We start from the raw sequence: 18,909 nt of genomic DNA, 5'->3' as shown, positions 1-18,909 counted from the left end.
TTCAACTGGACTCTATCTATTCACGCCCGATCATAATCCTAGGATTTCACGGATAAGGTTTTCAGATACGCCAGCGCATCATCCACCGTGCTCACAGGCACAAGTTTCATTTTGGTGCCGATCTGTTCAGCCTTGGCTGCTGCTTCCTTATAGTTATCCTTCGGCACAAAGAAGATCTCCGCTTCTTTCCGGTCAGCGGCTACAATCTTGTGCACTACACCACCAATGGCACCCACCACACCGTCCTTGGTAATGGTACCTGTACCCGCAATTCGATGCCCCTTGGTCAGATCTCCAGGTGTTAACTGGTTATAGATCTCCAACGTAAACATCAAGCCGGCAGACGGACCACCAACCTGAGTATCTGTAAAGGAAATCTGTTTGTCCGGATTTTCAGGTTTCACCTTCTGAACCGCACCAATCATTACGCCGAGTCCCGGGCGGGTTTCTCCCGTTTTATTGTCTTTTACCTGAATCAGTTTCACGTCCCGGCTAATGGTCTCTCCGCCACGTTCCAGTTGCATTTCGACGGTATCTCCAACCTTTTTATCTTTTAACTGGGCAGAAAGCACCGTATTATCCGGCGTAGCTGTTCCGTTCACGCCCAGAATAATATCGCCCGGAGCAATGTCTCCATCGGGTTTTGGATCTTCGGACAGTCCAAATACAAAGATATGTTCAGGTACAATAGAGTAAGCCACACCAGCCTGTTCATATGCAGCCTCCATTGCAGAGGATTGTGAGTCACTCATGAACCACACCTGTTCGGCAGAGTATTCCGCTTCGCTTTTACCGCGCAGTCGGTCCTCCTTTTTATCCACTTGAGCATTTTGATTGAACAGAGAGGTTCCTAGCAAAAACACATTGGCATATGTTGCCGACACAGTCGTCATCATGAACACACCGCGTTCTTCCTGGTCCCCACCTTTAACCGTTACCATTGGTTTTACTTCATCTGCACTGCCAGGCATATATATGATATACGGCGTTGGCATGTACACGGCAACATAGACGACCAGAGCCACCACGATCACAAAGATCGAAGCTCTGAATCCGCCAGATTTCCGAATCCGATTCATCGCATGAGCCTCCGTTCTTTGTATCTCTATATAAGCTAAACTTTACACTAATAAGCGATCGTAATTCCACCTTGTGAATACTGCCATTCTCCGGTAGATACTCGCTCTGTGTAATGCAGATATTCAGCTCATCTTGTTTCATCATTTTTTTTCAAGTCTAACACTCTGGTCCCTGTGCATACAATGGTACAGGCCGGATAGGCCGCTGTATACAATAGCCTGTCCGGTCAAGGCCGAACCGCCCTTTGGGCGTCATTCGGCCGTCCATAACGATTCAGATGCCGAAGCAGCGTTATCTGATATGAGGTGAAACGATGACATTACAGAGCGAGGTTAGAGATTCTGGCCCATTACGAACGATAATCCTAAGTACCGGCGCTTTAATGTTGGTCATTGCGGTAGTTGCCTCACCCAAAGAAGCGTTTGACGCCTCTATTCAAGGTCTGGATATATGGTGGAAAATCATCTTCCCTGCCATGCTCCCATTCCTCATGTTATCCCAAATGCTTACTGCGTTTGGCTTCACCCATGCGATCGGCGCCTTGCTCGGACCGTTAATGCAACGGTGGTTCAGACTTCCGGGCAACGCAGGTCTGGCGATTGCCGTTGGCATGTGCGGCGGATTCCCCGCAGGAGCAGATGCGGTGTCCCGTTTATTTCAGGATAGACAAATTACCGCCAAGCAGGCGGTTGTCCTTGCGGCGGCGTCTCATTTTGCCAATCCGATGATGATCATACTGGTCGTTGGTGCTGCGTTTCTTCACCAGCCAGCGGCCGGATATTTTCTACTCGTAGTCCACTGGATCAGCGGCTGGATCGCTTCCATTCTTGCCATGCGTCTCCTGCCTGCACCGGGTAACCAAACAAACCGGGCTGGCTTGACAACTGCGCAAGCAGATAACAGCTCTCTTGATTCTCAGCCTGCAAGTCCTGCAAATTCCATAAGTCGCTCATCTGCACCCCACCACTCTACATACAAACGACGCCGTATATGGTCTGAACTGATGATTACAGCGAGGGAAGCCCATAGTCGTGATGGAAGAGGGTTTGGCAAACTGCTCGGTGACACTGTATCCCAAGCTGTGCAGACCTTGATGATGACTGGAGGATACATGATCGGTTTTGCCGTGTTTATCCGGTTGGTCTCCCTGTATCTGACTCCCGGGTCCTCTGCTGCGCTGTGGCCAGCCTTCTTTGAGCTTCACCTGGGCACCTATCATTTGAGCCAGACTTCACTTACACCCGCGCTGCTCATATCTCTACTTGCAGCCGTTCTTGGATGGGGCGGTTTATGCTCCCACCTGCAAGTCTCTGCCGTCCTGAAAACAACGGGTCCAAACAGCAAAGCGATGCTGTACTTTGCTGGCGTTCGTCTGACTCATGGATTAATCGCCTTTTTCATCAGTCTGTTCCTGTGGATGCCGTTCAGCCGTTACAGCACAGAAGTCTGGACCACATTACAGACGAATGGGGAGCAGGACCTCTCGACACCATTCGGTTGGCTATTCATACATAGTCCAGGTAACACATACACGATCAACACCATTTGGAGCGTCTTCCCTGCTGCATGCATGGGTCTTGCGTTACTTCTTGCAGTCATGATTAGTCTATCAGGTATTACCTTCTGGTTTAACCGCCGGTTTTCTCGCTGATTTTCTGACGGAGCGCTGCTTCCACCTCAGGTGATACAAGATCTGTAACATCTCCATGATAATGAGCGATTTCTTTGACGATGCTGGAACTTAAATAGGAATATTTCGGATTGGTCATCATAAATATCGTTTCCGCATCCGGATTCAACTTGCTGTTGGTCGATGCCAACTGCAACTCGTATTCAAAATCAGTTACCGAGCGTATACCACGAACGATGACCTGCGCTTCCTTTTGCCGGACATAATTGGCTGTCAGATCGCGGAAACTGTCCACCTCCACATTGGGTAGATGGCGGGTTACTTCCGTGATCAGTTCTTTGCGTTCCTCCACCGTAAACAGCGGATTTTTGCTCATATTGTTCAACACAGCCACAATGACGCGATCAAATTGCTTTGACGCTCTGGCGATAATATCTAGATGCCCCATCGTTACGGGATCAAAACTTCCAGGATATACGGCGATCCGTTCCTGTCGATGTATCATTTCAGTCATGAGGAGCCTCCTCTTTCGGTGTAATGGATTCCCCATCTTCCAATGCTTCAGGCGCATAATAATAGATGGATACTGCCGTCTCCCCATACAAAGCCTTGCGCGTTTGTTCAAACGGGCCGAATTGCTCAGGGTAATCATGTTTGGATTCATATTCAAGCACAATGGTTGCTTCCGGTTCCAGAAGTTCCAGTTCGTGCATGGTCAGCATCAACTCGTGTCCGTTCTTCATGCGATATGGCGGGTCGAGAAATACCAGATCGAACGTTGTGCCTCGCTTGGCGAGTGCCTTCAATGCACGACCTGCATCATTACGGTATACCGCCGCCTGGTCTTCAAGCTTGGTCGCCTTCAGGTTCATGCGGATGACTTCAATACTTTTTGATTCCAAATCAACAAAAACAGCCTTGTCCATGCCGCGGCTCAGCGCCTCAATACCGAGACCCCCACTGCCTGCAAACAGATCCAATGCTGTGCCGCCCTCAAAATAAGGACCAACCATGCTAAATAACGCTTCCTTCACCTTGTCGGTGGTCGGTCGCGTACCCGTGCCAGGAACAGCCTTCAGCGGCCTGCCTTTCGCACTCCCAGATACCACTCTCACTGACGAGTCACCTTTTCTCTATGTAAGTTTATTGATAAGGCTATCGTACCACATTCGGGTTCCGTTTGAAAAATGCGCGGTCTTCATTCCCCTTGGAAAATTGTTGCCGAATTGCTGACGCATATGTATAAAAAGGAAACAATCGGGCGATTCTATAATTATCGACATCACAAGTGTCGTAGACAACCGCGGAGAAGACTTACGTTTCCCCATAAGCTCTTCGTCCGGTTTCTCCTCTCCCATGAAAAAGAAGCTCTCGAAAGAGGGCTTCTTTTTGTTGTTTTTATTTTAATTTGTTATGTTAGTTAACCTTTTCTTCAAATTCACTTATTTCTGCTTCCTCTTCGGTCTGCAGCCATCCGATCTCCCTTAGCCACATGCCCATATCTGCGATAAATTCATTTGTGTTTAGATGTTCAATCTTATACTTCTGTATTTTTTCGCTCAAAAAAGCATAGAACTCATGGCTTAACACATACCGTTGTTTGCTTTTACTTAATATCTTAAACTGATCCTCGCTGACCACCAGATCAAAATAGATGACATTATCCTTCTTCACATGCCTGGCCGTTGATCTCCTATCGTATTCTTCAGGAAGGCACCTGAAAACAAAGAAGAGTTCTATATCAACGACTTGATATTTGCTTTCTGCTTTATCAAATACAGACTGTAACTCATCCGAAAGATTGGCAACTTGCGTTAATCCTGACGTGTCCGTTGATTTGCCCAAGATCATGATTAAGCTCCCTTCGCTCATAATTCATTCTTCTTGTGCATTAGTTAACTTAGCAAGCTATACTAATTCATCTCTCTTTGTTTCCGATTGGATCGCCGCAAATTAATCAATGGAATGATAAGTACTACAACCGGCAAGAGAAGATTCATGGAACTTGTCTTAATCATCATGAAGGTAATGAACAACACCGCAAGCCAGGTCATAATTTCCATCATTTCATATTTGGTTAACGTAAGCTTGAATGCTTTTTTTGAAATAAAGCGAACCAAGAAATAAGCGATTAAACCATAGAACAAGATCATGCCCAAGATGGCAACAAGAATTATCAGGTACATATCCATCATAAAAATCACCACACCTCTAAGTCATCACCTTAATTTTGCCTTACTTCTCTTCTACTACAATCGTTGCATTGTAGATCACGACACGTTTCCCATTCAGATCGAATAATACTTTATTGCCGTATTCCGTATCTTCCACATCGATTTTGCCATCATAGGTCTGAATCAATTCACCATTATTGCTGTACACTTTAACGACCCTCTCCAGGCCGCCCGAGTTGTTGGACCTCATCGTTTTGAGTGCACGTTCACCCGAAGCCGTATTGAAATACCATATTAAACATCCAACAATGATGCCCAGAAAGACCAACACCGTCACCCATATACCTGTCTTTGCTTTTCTACTCATCTTGAACCCCCTCTTATGTTTCCTGTGTTGTACATTACGAGATCGGAACGAGAACGGTTTCATACAACGCCTCTCAAACTGCACATTGACATAACAAAGCAGAGGCCTCCGACAAGCGAAGACCTCTGTTCTTATTTAATACATTATTTTTCTGTACGATTCTGGTGCTTACAGTGCACGAATGACGAATTCAAATGTCAGTTCGCCGTCCGAAGGGATCAGATATTCCGGATGAACCGGAGCACCCCAGCTATCATCACCGCCGACACCCATTTGTTTACCCGCTACAGTCACGACTGTATAGTGCACAGGAGGCAATTCGTACGCATGTTGTGCGTTCTCCAGCTCAAATGCGGTATACGGTGATACATTCAGCTCAACCGGAGTTCCGGATGCCTCAATCTTGAAGCCACGTCCCGCGTTGTCAGTCAATTTAGCCCAACGTACGCCAGTGCGGTTGCCTGATTCCTGTGGTACCAGATATGGAGCCATGGTATCCGCAACCTTGCTGCCATGGATGCCCAGACGTGCGCCAAATGCACGGTCTGCATAGTTTTCTTCCGGTCCCATCGCAAGCCATTCCACGTTTTCAAAGTCAGGTGATGTTCTGAAGGACAATGCATGAATTGGCAGGTTCGGCAATCCGGCTGTACCTTTGTACGTATTATGCACACGTACGCTTCCATCTGCATGAACGGTGTACACCACTTTGACTTGTACATCCTCGGAAATGTTGAGTTTGTACGTGAATTCAATCCGGTATTGATCCGGTTTCTGTTCAGCTTTCCACTCCACAGAACGAGGCATCAGGCTCGCGGCATACCAAGCGCCCAGTTCGAAGCCCATCGCCATGCCTTTGTCATTATCCGTCATTGCACGCCAGAAGAGCGGTGCAGGTGGTACAGCAATGGTCTCACGACCGGACAATTTCAGGGAAACCAGTGTGCCAAACTGTTTGGAGAACAACGCATGCGTTTTGCCAGCACGAACACCGATGTTAACGTCACCTTCAACCACCTGTACATCACTTACAAGGTTCAAGTCGACTTCAACTGCATCATTTACTTGATCCTGAGTGAAAATAAACTGTCCAAATGCCACTTCTTCGCCTTTGTCGGCCCACAGTGTAGCTTCTTTTAACACAAAAGCAGTGTTCACAGCGTACTCGCCACCCACCAAAGCTTCTGCACCCAGCGGGAGTTTCACTACCGTCTCGCTTTGCGCATCCACGTTCACTTCCATTGTTCCACGCAGCACTTCATGCCCCTCGCGTTCCAGGCTGTATACCAGTTCCAGCGAAGATGTATCTGCGAACAGGTTACCGTTCACGATCTTAACGCCTTCACGATCCGGGAACAGCTTAATGTTCTGATACAGGAATTTGACCTCCTGCATTTTCGCAGTTACTTTACGATCAGCATGAACGATACCGTTGCCACAGAACGAATAGTCTGATGGACGATCACCGAAATCTCCGCCATAGGCGAGGAACTCTTTGCCATAACGATCTTTTTTATAAATGGATTGGTCGATGTAATCCCAGATGAATCCACCTTGATACATCGGGTATTTGTCTTCCAATTCCGTATATTTGTGCATGCCACCAATAGAGTTACCCATGGCGTGCATGTACTCACAGCTGATATAAGGTTTGATCGGGTTGGCATTCAGGAATTCTTCAATGTCCGCCGGTTTGGCATACATGCGGCTCTCCATATCACTTGTCTCATCGAAACGGCGATCATGGAATACACCTTCGTAATGTACCAGACGGGTTGGATCAGCCGATTTGAAGTACTGGGATACTTTATAGATGACTTCACCGCCATGGGATTCATTACCACAAGACCAGATCAGAATGGACGGATGGTTTTTGTCACGCTCCACCATGGATACAGCGCGATCCATAACGATATCATGCCATTCCGGTTTGTCACCTGGAATAACCCAAGAAGGCTCAACGGCGCCAAGCTTCTGCCAAGATCCGTGTGTCTCCAGATTCATCTCGTCAATAACATAGAGTCCATATTCATCACATAGCTCATACCACAGACTTTGGTTAGGATAGTGTGACGTACGTACGGCATTCATATTGTTTTGCTTGATGGTACGAACATCCCACAGCATGTCTTCCTTCGTAACCGCACGTCCACGACGCGGGTTGAACTCATGACGATTCACACCTTTGAATACAATACGTTTACCATTAATGTGCATGACTTTGTCAATCATTTCAAATGTACGGAAACCAACGGCTTGAGGAACAACCTCAACCAGTGTACCCGCAGCATCATATACACGAATATAGAGGCGATACAAGTATGGAATCTCTGCGCTCCACAGGTTCACTGTACCAATGTCTTCACGAAGACTTACTTGACCATCGTTAACCTTGGATTCAAACGTTTTTACGGTATTGCCTTCACGATCACGAAGTTCAGCCTCTACACGTGCTCCAGCACCCGCTTTTCCTTCCAGTTTCAAATCGAGTTGTAAGGTACCGTTCGTATAGGACTTGTCCAGATCTGTGCGAACATGAACATCACGTACGTGTGCAGCAGGGACCGTATACAGATACACATCTCTGAAAATACCGGAGAAACGCCAGAAATCCTGATCTTCCAGCCAGCTGCCTGTGCTGCGTTGATACACTTCGACTGCCAGTTTGTTCTCACCATCCTGAAGGAATGGCGTCAGGTCAAAGTCAGACGGCGTAAAGCTGTCCTCCCCGTATCCTACGAATTGTCCGTTAAGCCATACATAGAATGCAGACTCTACACCTTGGAAAGAAATATAAACCGGATTTGACTCCCAACCTGTCGGCAGGTGGAACGTGCGAATATAACTTCCAACAGGGTTTTTATCCTGTGGCAATGCCGGTGGACGAATTTCATTCAGGCCATCCCAAGGGTATTGTGTGTTTACGTATTGAATCTGTCCGTATCCCTGTAACTGGATATGTCCCGGAACTTCAATGTCATCCCAGCCCTCACTAGGAAAATCGGATGTATAGAAAAACTCAGGACGGCTGTCTGGACGAATCGCATAGTTGAATTTCCACGTTCCATTCAGATCATAACGCATGGACATGGCGCCTGAACCCACTGCCTCGTCCATTGTTTGGTAATAACGGTGATCGGAATAGGCATGAAGACGGTTCACCTCAAATACACTTACGTCTCCCAACCAGTTGATATCTGCCTTTGTTGCTTTCATCGGCTCTCTCTCCCTTTAAAACGGTATAGTTTGGCTTATAGGTTCATGTGGATTTCCATTTGCATTCATACAAAATACAAAAAAGACAGAGGCACGCCTGACAGGCGTCCTCTTCTCTTTCCTGCACTCGTCCGATACGGACGCATTATGCGGTTATGCTTATTTCACGGAACCTACCATACCTGCAACAAAATGTTTCTGCATGATGAAGAATACGATTGCTGTAGGTAGTGTTGCAATAACGATCGCTGTCATGATTACTCCGTAATCCGGAGCATAACCAGCACCAAGATTTGAGATCAATAGCGGAATCGTTTGTTGGTCAGGCGTTTGCAATACAATGAGTGGCCACAGATAGTTGTTCCAGCTACTCATGAATGTAATAATTGCTGCCGCTGCATAAGTTGTTTTCATTGTTGGCATATAGATCTTCAGGAAGATCCCGAGTTCACTCAAACCATCAATACGTCCAGCTTCCAGCAAATCTTTCGGGAACATTTTGGTGTTCTGACGGAAGAAGAAGATCAGGAACGCTGTTGCAATGGTTGGCAGGATAACTGCTGCCATTGTATTAATACCGATCACTGGTGCAACACCGGAGATTGTTGCGAACATGCGGTACAGGGGTACCATGATTGCTGCAAACGGGATCATCATGGATAACAACAGGATATTAAACACGATATCACGGGACTTCGTACGGAATACCTCGAATCCATAACCTGCCATGGAACCAATCAATAGCGCCAGAGCAGTCGAGACGATCGAGATAATAGCCGAGTTCCCTAGAGCCTGCACGAGATTTGTCGAATCAAGCAGTTTGTTGAAGTTATCAATGAAAGCCGAACCCGGTAACAATCTTCCTTTGGTTACATCAACAGACGCATTCGTTGAACTGACCAACATCCAGAAGAATGGAAAAATGGATACAAAAGCGACGATGGACAGGAACACATAAGTGAAAATTCGTTTTGCTTTAAATTTAGCCATTTTTATTATCACCTGCCACTTTAAACTGGATAATGGACAATACAATGATCAAAATTACGATGGAATATGAAACCGTTGCTGCATATCCAAAGTCCGGTGAATATTTGAACGAAAGGTTGTAGATATACTGTGAGATCGACATGGTCGCATTACCTGGACCACCCTTCGTAATATTCATAATCTCATCGAAGATTTGCAAAGTACCAATCGTTGATGTGATCGACGTGAAGAGGATAATGGGTTTGAGCAAAGGAACTGTAATTTTGAAAAATTGGGTGAATGCATTGGCTCCGTCTATTTTGGCTGCTTCATAGATCGATTGATCGATATTCTGCAGAGATGACAGATAGAAAATCATGTTATATCCGGTCCAACGCCAAGTAACGGCGATTATGATCGTAATTTTAGCCCAGAACGGGTCTGTGATCCATTGAATTGGATCACCAATTATGTGCAAGCCCATCAAGAATTGATTGACCATTCCATCCGGTGCAAACAAATATTTGAATACAACAGAATAGGCTACCAATGAAGTTACACAAGGCAAGAAAATGGCTGTGCGGAAGAAACTCCGGAAGCGCAGTGTGCTGTCATTCAGCAATACGGAAATAAACAAACCGAGAATAATCATTACTGGCACTTGAATGATCAAGTAGATGAATGTGTTCGATAATGCTGTGCGGAACGTGGTATCAACTAACAATCTTTTGTAGTTCGCAAGGCCCGAAAATTCAAGATTGGCCCCTTTGCCAGACTTGAATGATAAGAGCAGCGCTTGAATCATCGGATAGAAGTAAAATGCTACAATTCCGATAACAGCCAGCAAAACAAAAGCCCATCCAGTCAAATTACTTTTCTTTTGGAGACTGTCTCCTGTATTTATGGCTTTCACAGTATGGCTCCTCTCTCTCTCCACGGAACATGGATAGAACCCACAGAGCCTCTCGCCTTATCCGGTTCGACTTGCGCCAGACAAGGGAGACGGCTCCGAGTTACCTTGGGTTCTATAAGTTACCTTGGGTATCCTAGTTTAATTGTGCTTCAGCTTGTTTTTGTGCTTCAGCCAAAACTTCATCAATTGATTTACCATTCAGGTACGCTTGCATTTCAACAACCAGAATGTCTTCAATTGCATATGTGTTGCTACCATAGTTTACATTTGGAATTTCTTTGGTCCAATTTGCGAAATCACTGAAGATTTTTTGACCGCTGAAGAACTCATCTGGCTTGTTGTACGCATCACCATCAGTAGCTGGTTTGTAGGTACCGATCGCACCAATGTTTGTCAACAAGTCTTGGTACAATTGTTTGTCAGAACCAAATGTTTTAGCCATGAAGTCAGCTGCTTGATCTGCACCAGGTACATTGTTCATAACATACCATGAGCTACCGCCCAAGTTGGATGCATGTACAGAGTTAGATTGACCAGCCATTTTCGGCATTGGAGCTACAGCCCATTTACCGGATTGGGATGCTTCTTGACGTACAGATGGTGAGAACCAGTTACCTGTAGGAATTGTTGCTACGCTACCGTTATTGGCGTTGGCAACGAATTGACTCCAGTCAGAGTGCAATTTAACAATGTTGGCATCCATCATTTTTTTGTACGTTTCGAAAGCTTCTTTCAATGCAGGGTTACTGCTGATGTCAGGTGTCTTGCCATCTTCTGCAGTGTACCATTTGCCTGCTGTTTGGATCATCATGCGAATGATTCCAAGATCATTCGGGTCAAGAGACAGCAGCTCTTTACCTGTTTTTGCTTTTACATCTTTACCGATTTGGATGTAATCATCCCAAGTGATGTCTTGCAGGTCAGCAGACTTGTAGCCCGCTTGTTCCAACAAATCCGTTCTGTAGTACAAACCTGCTACGCCGGAGTCAAATGGAACTCCATATTGTTTGCCCTCATAAGAAGTTGGTCCAATTTTGTAATCTGCAAAATCGGAAGCTTTAATTGTAGAAGACAAATCTTTAAACGCATCCGGATACGCACTCAGGAAGCTTTGTGCACGATAGTCTTCAATCAATACAATGTTTGGAAGACCGCTGCTTGTTCCAGAGTTCAATCCTGTGTTCAGCTTCTGGATAATCGCATCTTGAGCATTCTCAATGATGTTGATCTTCAAATCAGGATTTTCTTTTTGATAAATTTCTTTTGCTTGTTCAAGAGCAGCGACATTAAATGCTTTGTCCCAAGCCCAGATCGTAATTTCGTTTGTTTTTTCATCTCCACCACTGGCAGAATTACCTCCACCACCGGATGAACATGCGGACAACAGCAGTACTGTAACGAGCATCAATACCCACATTTTTTTCAAAACGTTCAACTCCCCTTCGACCTCTTTGTGTGTAATTTGTTTGCGTTTTCTGAAAGCGGTTGCTTTCGATGTATTCATCTTATCATTCCCATATCTCCATTCGTTAGTAATAATTTTGTGCGGATTTGTCATCTTATTGCCACAATGAAAACCTTTACAGAAACCGTTTGCATTAAATTTGGTTTTTTGTAATTTCTTTTGATTTTGTATTATCTTGATCTTGAAATCGTACAAATATGTGTTTTCATTGCAACTCTGACACACCAAAATCCCCCGTTTCTGCAAAAATACAGCCACGAGGGATCATGATTTTAATCGTATTCAATTGAAACAGGCTAGAATTCAACCCGTGATTAAAGGCAGTGTAACGGTGACTCTCGTCCCTTCCCCGACTTTACTCATAATGGTAACACCATAAGGCGAACCATATAATAACTCAATACGGTCATGTACATTGCGAATACCGATTCCGCTGAAAAGTTGACGATTATTTTTCGGATTGGGCAACGTTTCTCCCATGACAAATCCTTCAATACCATCGCCATTATCCATAATTTCACAGATAAGTGATTCTCCTGCTCTGGACACCATGACATGAATCGTACCCGTGTCTTTCTTGATAAATCCATGGAAAAATGCGTTCTCGATAAACGGCTGGATCATCAGTTTGGGTACATGATAGTGTGTACAATCCGGAGCAACGTAAAAAGCTGCTTTAATCCGGCCACCGTATCTGACGTGATTAATGAAGACATAATTTTTCAGATTCTCGACTTCTTGCTCCACTGTAACCGTTTGACTCACATCACTGATCGTATTTTGCAGCAATCCAATCAAGGCATTAATGGTATCCGCAGCCCTGTCCTTGTTGCCTTGTTGCACCAGCACTTTGACAGATGCAAGTGTATTGTACAAGAAATGAGGATTAATCTGACTCTGTAATGCCGCAAGCTCTGCGTTTCGTTGTTCATGCTGTGTCTGTACTAATTGATCCACATAATCATGCAATTCATCAAGCATGTAGTTGTACGCATGGCCCAGTTGCCGACTCTCGTAACTGCCACTAACCGGTATGTAGTTATCCAGATCACTTTTCGTGATATTAGACATCTGCTTCACCAGTCTGCGCAGTGATTTGGTGATTTGGCTGGTAATCAGAAACACCAGAACAAGCGCACCGATAACGATCGCTGTACAGATCAACGCAACCGTCTTCATGTCAATGAGCTGCCCCATCGCCATATCTTTATCCACCACATTAATCAGGTAAAACCGATAAAAGGGTAAATACTCGGATAGAACAATGCTCTCCTGCCCCATGACACGAGCATTAATACTTTTCGAAGCGTCCCCACTCAAATCCTTAGCATATGTGAGTAGCTCCGGCTGAATTGTTCCGATCCAGTCCATACGGTTTGAAGATATGATTTCGCCCTTTTCGTTCATAATGACCACATCATTACCCCGACTCGTGAAACTGGAATAGAACTGTTGGAACTCCACTTCTCTCATCGTGACATAAAGTGTCCCGTATATATGACTTCTTGTTCGATCCGTCAATGCCTTTGTTGCAGAAATCATCTGCAGTTCGCCTTCACTGGTATCACCACGGTAATAGTCAAAGATTAGCCGACTCGGCGACTCGAGCGCTTCTTTAGTAATAGGCTCCTGCTTCAATTCATCTCCTGTCTTCTTAATGTAAGCCGGATTGGTGGAGAAACTTCGTCCGTTCACACCCACAATGGTAATCCCCACTTCATATGACTCGATAATGGTTTGAACCCGGTTCATGGTTTCACGCATATTATAGAAAGATTTGGCCGTTGAGACTGAGTCTGCATCCCCCTCAGACAGAAATCCCCGAATGGCACCACTTTGAGTTACATTATTGGTAACCGCAGCAATCGATTCATTAAAAGACTCAAAATTGGTCTTGATCTGATTAAGCACTTTGGAGTTTGTGATACTGAACGTCTCGGTAAACAGATTGGTAGACATATGAATGGTCGTCCATAAGATGAGTACAGAGACGAGAACAATACTGATGACCATAACCAGAAACAACTTGGGAAATAAACCGAGACGAGATAATCTGTTCATCCATTTCTTCATGATCTTATCCTTCTGACTTTATGCCCAGAATTTGCGCCGGTATCGGCTTGGTGATAGTCCGGTGAATTTTTTGAACACTTTGCAAAAATAACTATGATCGGAATAGCCTACCATACTGCTAATTTCAGAGATCGTTACATCATCGGATCGCAGCAGTTCCTCGGCTTTTTCAATCCGAATTTTATTCAGATATTCATTAAATCCTTCTTTTTTGTGAGATGAAAAATAACTGGATAAATACGATGGATTGAAATGAAAGTGCTTGGCTACTTCAGCAAGTCCGAGTGGCTGGTCAAAATGCTCATGCATATAGTCCAGCAGCATCTTCATATTCGGGTCACTTCGTTTTCCACCTGCACCAGCGGTGCACTCCTGAACTTCCGTCATAAACTGATCAAGTACAGTCATGACTTCGTCCAGACTCAAAGCCCCGTCCACATTTTTGAAATACGTATATTTGCTCTCTTCCAACCCGGAAGACTGAACATCCATATCCGCGAGGGTAATGGTCACATTGAAGATCAAGTTACCGAGAAATGATTTGATCTCAAACACATCGGCAATATAATCCCGTCCAAGGGTTGTCGCATGTTCCTGTAGATACTCTCTTGCCGTTTCGACCCGGTTACGCTTCACATGCTGTAAGAACATATTCACATTAAACTGATAACCAGCGGGATGCAGTGGAGGCAGTTCACCATACACCAGAATGGGTCGATCCTTATAATAGAAGCGATATTCCATCAGTTTAATCAGGCGTTCGCGATAGACAACACCCATCTGTTCAAATGAAGTAAAGCTTTCACTAAGTACCCAACCAGGACCGCCTTCTCCTGTAGCTTTTTCACTCGCCAACTGTCTAATCCGTTCAACCAACCAGCCATCTCTCGCGGGATCGACATTAAGAAGCATCACAGGTAATGTACCCTCTGCCGGAACCATAGCACATTCCACTTCAGGCAGATCACTGCGGAGCCTGGATTCCATCTGTTCCTGATCCAGCTTCAGTCGATTCCCAGCATCCATCGGTTCATACACAAGTAAACGGAAGGATTTGTGGGGAAAGGTATCTCGTATCATCGCCATTTCACTATCTTCATCCAATGTAAATCCGGATAACATCTTCTCCATCAGCTGTCCAAGTCTCCAGCCATCGTGCGACGGCTCAAACTGCAGCTCCGGAATTTTACCCGCTGTGCGTTGAAGGACCTGCAATAATTCATTCGTGTCCAGCTTCGGTTTCAGTATATAATCTGCTGCTCCGTGCTGAAGCGTAGATCGTACATATTCGAACTCACTGAAACTGCTAAGTACAATAACTTCAATCTGCGGATTATTGGCTTTTAGTGTACGGACAAACGTTTCACCATCCATGACAGGCATGACAATGTCAGTAATCACAATATCCGGTTTTAACAGGCTCACCTGCTGTAATCCTTCTTCACCGTTGGAAGCTTCACCCACAATGATAAATCCTTCTGCTTCCCAGTTCATATGATGCTTTATGCCCTGCCTTACCAGAAACTCATCGTCAACAATCAGCACCTTGCACAACCGGTTCATGATCGCGACCCCCTTGTCTAATCTTTCCTCTATATCTGTACAGGCTATACCAACTTATTATATATCGGTTATAAACACTTTCCAGTGTTAGCGGTTACATTAAAATTAAATTGATTGTACATCTTTTTATATCCTAAAACGATCGTATATTCAATGGTAACTATCTATAGTTTACACTATATTTCGACAAAATAAGAAGTCCTGAATCGCCTTTCGATCATTTGGCGAATCAGGACCCCTATTTTCAATCTTTTATTATGTTAAATCTATCCCTTATGGTTCAATTCCCCACTGGAGACTTCCCGCGATATAACCCGTGACTTTGGACCACTCCGTATAGGCGGTCTGACTGCCTGCAAAAGAATAATCATCCGTTTGCGTATAGTTGGTCCAATTGCTCTTGGAGATGCGAGTATGGATTTCCGTGCTTTGTCCTGCATTTAATATTCCAGCCGAGGCTGTGAAGCCGATCTCAAGCACGTGATCAGCACCCGTCCGTACTGGATTGAGTGCACTGAATGTACCTGTTACATTCGAACTGCCGGCTGTCGCCCAGTCAGCGAAGAAGTTCTGAGGCTGTTCACCGTTTATCGTGTAATAGTATCTGATTTTCACATCAGACAGATCCAATGCTGTAGTGCCCGTATTCGTCAGTTTGAATTTGGGGCTGATGGAGTTGCCCGTTGCCGATGTGTTGCTATTAAACATTTCAATGCGGATGGTTCCAGCTGGTGCAGCTGTCGTGTCTTTGATGAGCAGATTCAAGGTAGCATGAGCGCCTGCGCTGAATTGAAAGGTTAGTGCCGCTGCGCCATTTGGCAGGGAAGCCAGATAATTTTTACTCAATACGACCTCATTGCCTGTTAACGTGTAATCTGTACCCGAAACCAGCGTTGCATTCCCATTACGAATGGATACAAGTGTATTGCCGTTCAGCGTTAACGTGACTGGAATATTAACCTGATTATCGGCTTTGCGATCAAATTCGGCTGTAACTGGTGTAATCGCAGAGTTGGTTACTGGTGTTGTACCCCCGCCGTCTCCTCCGCCATTGTTACCTCCAACACGGTCAGCATACAAAATTCCACGGCCATTCGTTCCGAGATATACTCTGCCATACAAACGTGGATCACCTGTAATTGTGGTTACACGAGCATACTGATGCTGATCATCGTTGATACGAACCCAATTGGCCCCACCGTCATCGGAGCGGAAGAATCCACGTGTTCCATCGATCTGTGCAACCGTATATAACGCAACAACGTTCTGCCCAGGGGCCGCTTTACCAAATCCGATACTGTCTGCTTCCTCTACATTGGCAAGCTTCGTGAATGTCGCTCCTGAATCCGTGGAATGCCACAATCCGTAAGGACCTGCTTCCTCACTACCACCTGCAAACCATAGTTCACCTTCAACACCTGGAACGGCATCCAGATCGGCATTTCCTTCCACTGGAAGTCCGGTCGCAGATGATGCCGTGAAGGTAGCGCCACCATTCACACTCACATAGATTTTGCCCGCTGCGAATCCATAGAATTTGTTAGGGTTGACACGATCTGAAACCACTTTCGCCTGTGCAGGTATCCCCGTACTTGCCGTCCAGGAATTGCCACCAGTCGAGTAATGTACACCTTTGTCTGACGTGCTCCATACCAGTCGGTTACCATCTGCAGAGATGGCTACAGTCCCCCCTCCGGTTGTGCCGGCAGGTTCTGCACTTGCTTTATACCATGTCGTGCCTCCATCACTGGACAAACCAATGGATCTTGCATTTGGATCGGCAGCATAATCTGCTTTCCCTACGCGAACCATCGTATTCGGACTTAACTCTGCAAAATCCAGACTTTCTGTGGAAGGATAGTTCGGACTCGTAAATATGGTCGCTGGCGCCTGGTCCAGATTGTTATGACGGAATCCGGAGACATCCCCCAATCCGCTTACCAAATGTGCACCACTTGGCGGGCTGATCAGATCCAGTACTGCAATCTCTTCAACACCTTTAGCCATCACTGAAATATTGATTTTTTCGTCATCATCCCAGTCTGTCAGGTTCTTTGTTCCATAGATCGTAGCACCTGTTCCATACATCATGCGATCCGAATCAAACGGATCAATCTCCAGATCACCGATCATCCAGCCCAGTTTTGGAGTAGTTTCGGGTGGGGCAGGATTCGTGCCAAATGTGAGCCATGGCGCTGCCGAAATATCCTGTGTATACCGTAACTTCCGGTTCGGATATCCATCAAATTCCCATATGCGTGTCCATGTCGCTCCCCCATCTGTACTGCGGAACAACGTGGCATCAGGCCACCAGGAATTCAATGTCGCAACCATCAATGTACCGGGATTCTGGGCATCGACAGCCAATCCGCCATATCCAAAATAATTATCCGTGCTGCTGCTTGGAACAGGGCTGATGTTGGTCCAGACACCTGTTGACGTGTTCAGTTTCCAAACGTCACCTTTTGTCCCATCATAGGGTCCAACACCATCGCTGTACGTAATATAGAGGCTTCCATCTGAATCAAACACACCATGATGCGGGATATAACCTGTTGGTTGACCCGCAACAGCTGACCAGGTCAGGCCGCCATTCGTACTTCTATATACACTCTGAGCTTTATCCGCAACACCCACATAGATAGTCTGGGTTGCCTGCCCTGCCGAACCTGTTGTTTTGTCAAACGTAATCCATGCCAGGCCTACGATGTCACTGGTATACTCATTCGAAGGGTCTTGCACATAATTCCCCGGATTCGGGAAGCTTGTGACTTCGTTCCAGGTCACACCGTAATCAGTACTTTTCCATAATCCATGACCACTTCGTGCACCGAAATACAGGATACGGTTATCATTCGGATCCACGCTCAAGCGTTCGCCCATCGAACGTCCTGGCATGTTACCGCCCACTTTGAACGGAAGTGTTGTAGTCTGCCATGTACCTCCCCGATCCGTAGAACGCAAGATGGAACCATTATTTTGGTCCCACGAGTTCGTATACGTCCCAACTGCCATATACACGCGATCAGGATCAACCGGGTCCGTAGCCAGTGCGTCCACACCATTCTTGTTCCAGTCATCCCAGCCAACAAAATCCGTTAAGGGTATCCAGCTCTCGTCATCCGCATTCCAGCGATAGGCTCCCCCGATATCCGTACGGGCATAGATCAGATCCTTTTCAGATTCGTTGAAAATAATACCCGGTACAAACCCGCCTCCTGCACCTGTCACCACATTTTTCCACTCATAGGCTTCACTCGGCGCCGCCGATGTAGTTCCAGCAAGTCCTCCCAGCGAAGCAGTTACTACAGCAACTGTCAGGCTCATGATTCGTAATTTCCCCATAAACGTTCTCATATCAACTTATCCTCCTCTTTAACTTTGTTACTGCATTTTGGTCTATCCCCGCTGTCTCATCGTGCTGATGATGGCGTGCCAGACGAATCAATGCATCCCTTG

14 protein-coding genes are annotated in these 18,909 nt (G+C 45.7%); 1 reads left to right on the top strand and 13 read right to left on the bottom strand.

Annotation, left to right across the window (positions count from 1 at the left end):
• Positions 1–38: 38 nt before the first annotated feature.
• On the bottom strand, positions 39–1,079 hold the full coding sequence (locus MKX40_RS10925; RefSeq protein WP_339241510.1) for a SepM family pheromone-processing serine protease: 1,041 nt from the start codon (positions 1,077–1,079) through the stop codon (positions 39–41).
• Positions 1,080–1,393: 314 nt separating this feature from the next.
• On the opposite strand from MKX40_RS10925, the gene MKX40_RS10920 reads away from it, so the two are divergent.
• Positions 1,394–2,731, top strand: a complete 1,338-nt coding sequence (locus MKX40_RS10920) for a nucleoside recognition domain-containing protein (RefSeq protein WP_339241508.1) — start codon at positions 1,394–1,396, stop codon at positions 2,729–2,731.
• On the opposite strand, the gene coaD is transcribed toward MKX40_RS10920, so the two are convergent.
• The 12 genes from coaD to MKX40_RS10860 form a co-directional block, all read right to left on the bottom strand.
• A complete protein-coding gene (gene coaD, locus MKX40_RS10915) occupies positions 2,709–3,215 on the bottom strand; it encodes a pantetheine-phosphate adenylyltransferase (RefSeq protein ID WP_085981453.1) in 507 nt (168 codons plus the stop codon). The genes MKX40_RS10920 and coaD overlap by 23 nt on opposite strands.
• 1 nt (position 3,216) lies before the next feature.
• Positions 3,217–3,825 (bottom strand): 16S rRNA (guanine(966)-N(2))-methyltransferase RsmD, encoded by a 609-nt coding sequence (gene rsmD / locus MKX40_RS10910; protein ID WP_253433670.1) that lies wholly within the window; start codon positions 3,823–3,825, stop codon positions 3,217–3,219.
• A 301-nt stretch (positions 3,826–4,126) separates the two neighbouring features.
• Complete coding sequence (locus MKX40_RS10905) at positions 4,127–4,561, bottom strand: hypothetical protein (protein ID WP_339241503.1); 435 nt, start codon at positions 4,559–4,561, stop codon at positions 4,127–4,129.
• Positions 4,562–4,623: 62 nt separating this feature from the next.
• The gene (locus MKX40_RS10900; RefSeq protein ID WP_339241501.1) at positions 4,624–4,905 is read right to left on the bottom strand and encodes a hypothetical protein; all 282 of its coding nucleotides are present in this window, start codon (positions 4,903–4,905) and stop codon (positions 4,624–4,626) included.
• Between the two features lie 40 nt (positions 4,906–4,945).
• Positions 4,946–5,251, bottom strand: a complete 306-nt coding sequence (locus MKX40_RS10895; RefSeq protein ID WP_339241499.1) for a hypothetical protein — start codon at positions 5,249–5,251, stop codon at positions 4,946–4,948.
• A gap of 168 nt (positions 5,252–5,419) precedes the next feature.
• A complete protein-coding gene (locus tag MKX40_RS10890) occupies positions 5,420–8,467 on the bottom strand; it encodes a glycoside hydrolase family 2 TIM barrel-domain containing protein (protein WP_339241496.1) in 3,048 nt (1,015 codons plus the stop codon).
• A 159-nt stretch (positions 8,468–8,626) separates the two neighbouring features.
• A complete protein-coding gene (locus MKX40_RS10885) occupies positions 8,627–9,457 on the bottom strand; it encodes a carbohydrate ABC transporter permease (protein WP_339241495.1) in 831 nt (276 codons plus the stop codon).
• Positions 9,450–10,349 carry a sugar ABC transporter permease gene (locus MKX40_RS10880; protein WP_253433650.1) on the bottom strand — a complete coding sequence of 300 codons (900 nt, stop codon included), beginning with the start codon at positions 10,347–10,349 and terminating at the stop codon, positions 9,450–9,452. Before MKX40_RS10880 ends, MKX40_RS10885 begins: the two co-directional genes overlap by 8 nt.
• A 133-nt stretch (positions 10,350–10,482) precedes the next feature.
• Positions 10,483–11,775, bottom strand: a complete 1,293-nt coding sequence (locus MKX40_RS10875; protein WP_339241492.1) for an extracellular solute-binding protein — start codon at positions 11,773–11,775, stop codon at positions 10,483–10,485.
• 342 nt (positions 11,776–12,117) lie between these two features.
• Positions 12,118–13,887, bottom strand: coding sequence for a sensor histidine kinase (locus tag MKX40_RS10870; protein ID WP_339241490.1), 1,770 nt, complete (start codon positions 13,885–13,887; stop codon positions 12,118–12,120).
• 18 nt (positions 13,888–13,905) lie between these two features.
• Entirely contained in the window at positions 13,906–15,450 is a 1,545-nt protein-coding gene (locus MKX40_RS10865; RefSeq protein ID WP_339241489.1) for a response regulator transcription factor, read from the bottom strand.
• A gap of 273 nt (positions 15,451–15,723) precedes the next feature.
• Positions 15,724–18,777 carry a X2-like carbohydrate binding domain-containing protein gene (locus MKX40_RS10860; RefSeq protein WP_339243018.1) on the bottom strand — a complete coding sequence of 1,018 codons (3,054 nt, stop codon included), beginning with the start codon at positions 18,775–18,777 and terminating at the stop codon, positions 15,724–15,726.
• Positions 18,778–18,909 lie beyond the last annotated feature (132 nt).

This window comes from Paenibacillus sp. FSL R5-0517, assembly GCF_037974355.1.
Classification (GTDB): Bacteria; Bacillota; Bacilli; order Paenibacillales; family Paenibacillaceae; genus Paenibacillus.
The sequence above is the reverse complement of the archived record's forward strand: the minus strand, read 5'-3'. Positions and strand labels throughout refer to the sequence as shown.

Bases quoted from the DNA above. Each gene is read 5' to 3' on its own strand.
- MKX40_RS10925 (WP_339241510.1), bottom strand. From the start codon at position 1,079: ATGAATCGGATTCGGAAATCTGGCGGATTCAGAGCTTCGATCTTTGTG.
- MKX40_RS10920 (WP_339241508.1), top strand. From the start codon at position 1,394: ATGACATTACAGAGCGAGGTTAGAGATTCTGGCCCATTACGAACGATA.
- coaD (WP_085981453.1), bottom strand. From the start codon at position 3,215: ATGATACATCGACAGGAACGGATCGCCGTATATCCTGGAAGTTTTGAT.
- MKX40_RS10905 (WP_339241503.1), bottom strand. From the start codon at position 4,561: ATGATCTTGGGCAAATCAACGGACACGTCAGGATTAACGCAAGTTGCC.
- MKX40_RS10900 (WP_339241501.1), bottom strand. From the start codon at position 4,905: ATGATGGATATGTACCTGATAATTCTTGTTGCCATCTTGGGCATGATC.
- MKX40_RS10895 (WP_339241499.1), bottom strand. From the start codon at position 5,251: ATGAGTAGAAAAGCAAAGACAGGTATATGGGTGACGGTGTTGGTCTTT.
- MKX40_RS10890 (WP_339241496.1), bottom strand. From the start codon at position 8,467: ATGAAAGCAACAAAGGCAGATATCAACTGGTTGGGAGACGTAAGTGTA.
- MKX40_RS10885 (WP_339241495.1), bottom strand. From the start codon at position 9,457: ATGGCTAAATTTAAAGCAAAACGAATTTTCACTTATGTGTTCCTGTCC.
- MKX40_RS10870 (WP_339241490.1), bottom strand. From the start codon at position 13,887: ATGAAGAAATGGATGAACAGATTATCTCGTCTCGGTTTATTTCCCAAG.
- MKX40_RS10865 (WP_339241489.1), bottom strand. From the start codon at position 15,450: ATGAACCGGTTGTGCAAGGTGCTGATTGTTGACGATGAGTTTCTGGTA.
- MKX40_RS10860 (WP_339243018.1), bottom strand. From the start codon at position 18,777: ATGAGCCTGACAGTTGCTGTAGTAACTGCTTCGCTGGGAGGACTTGCT.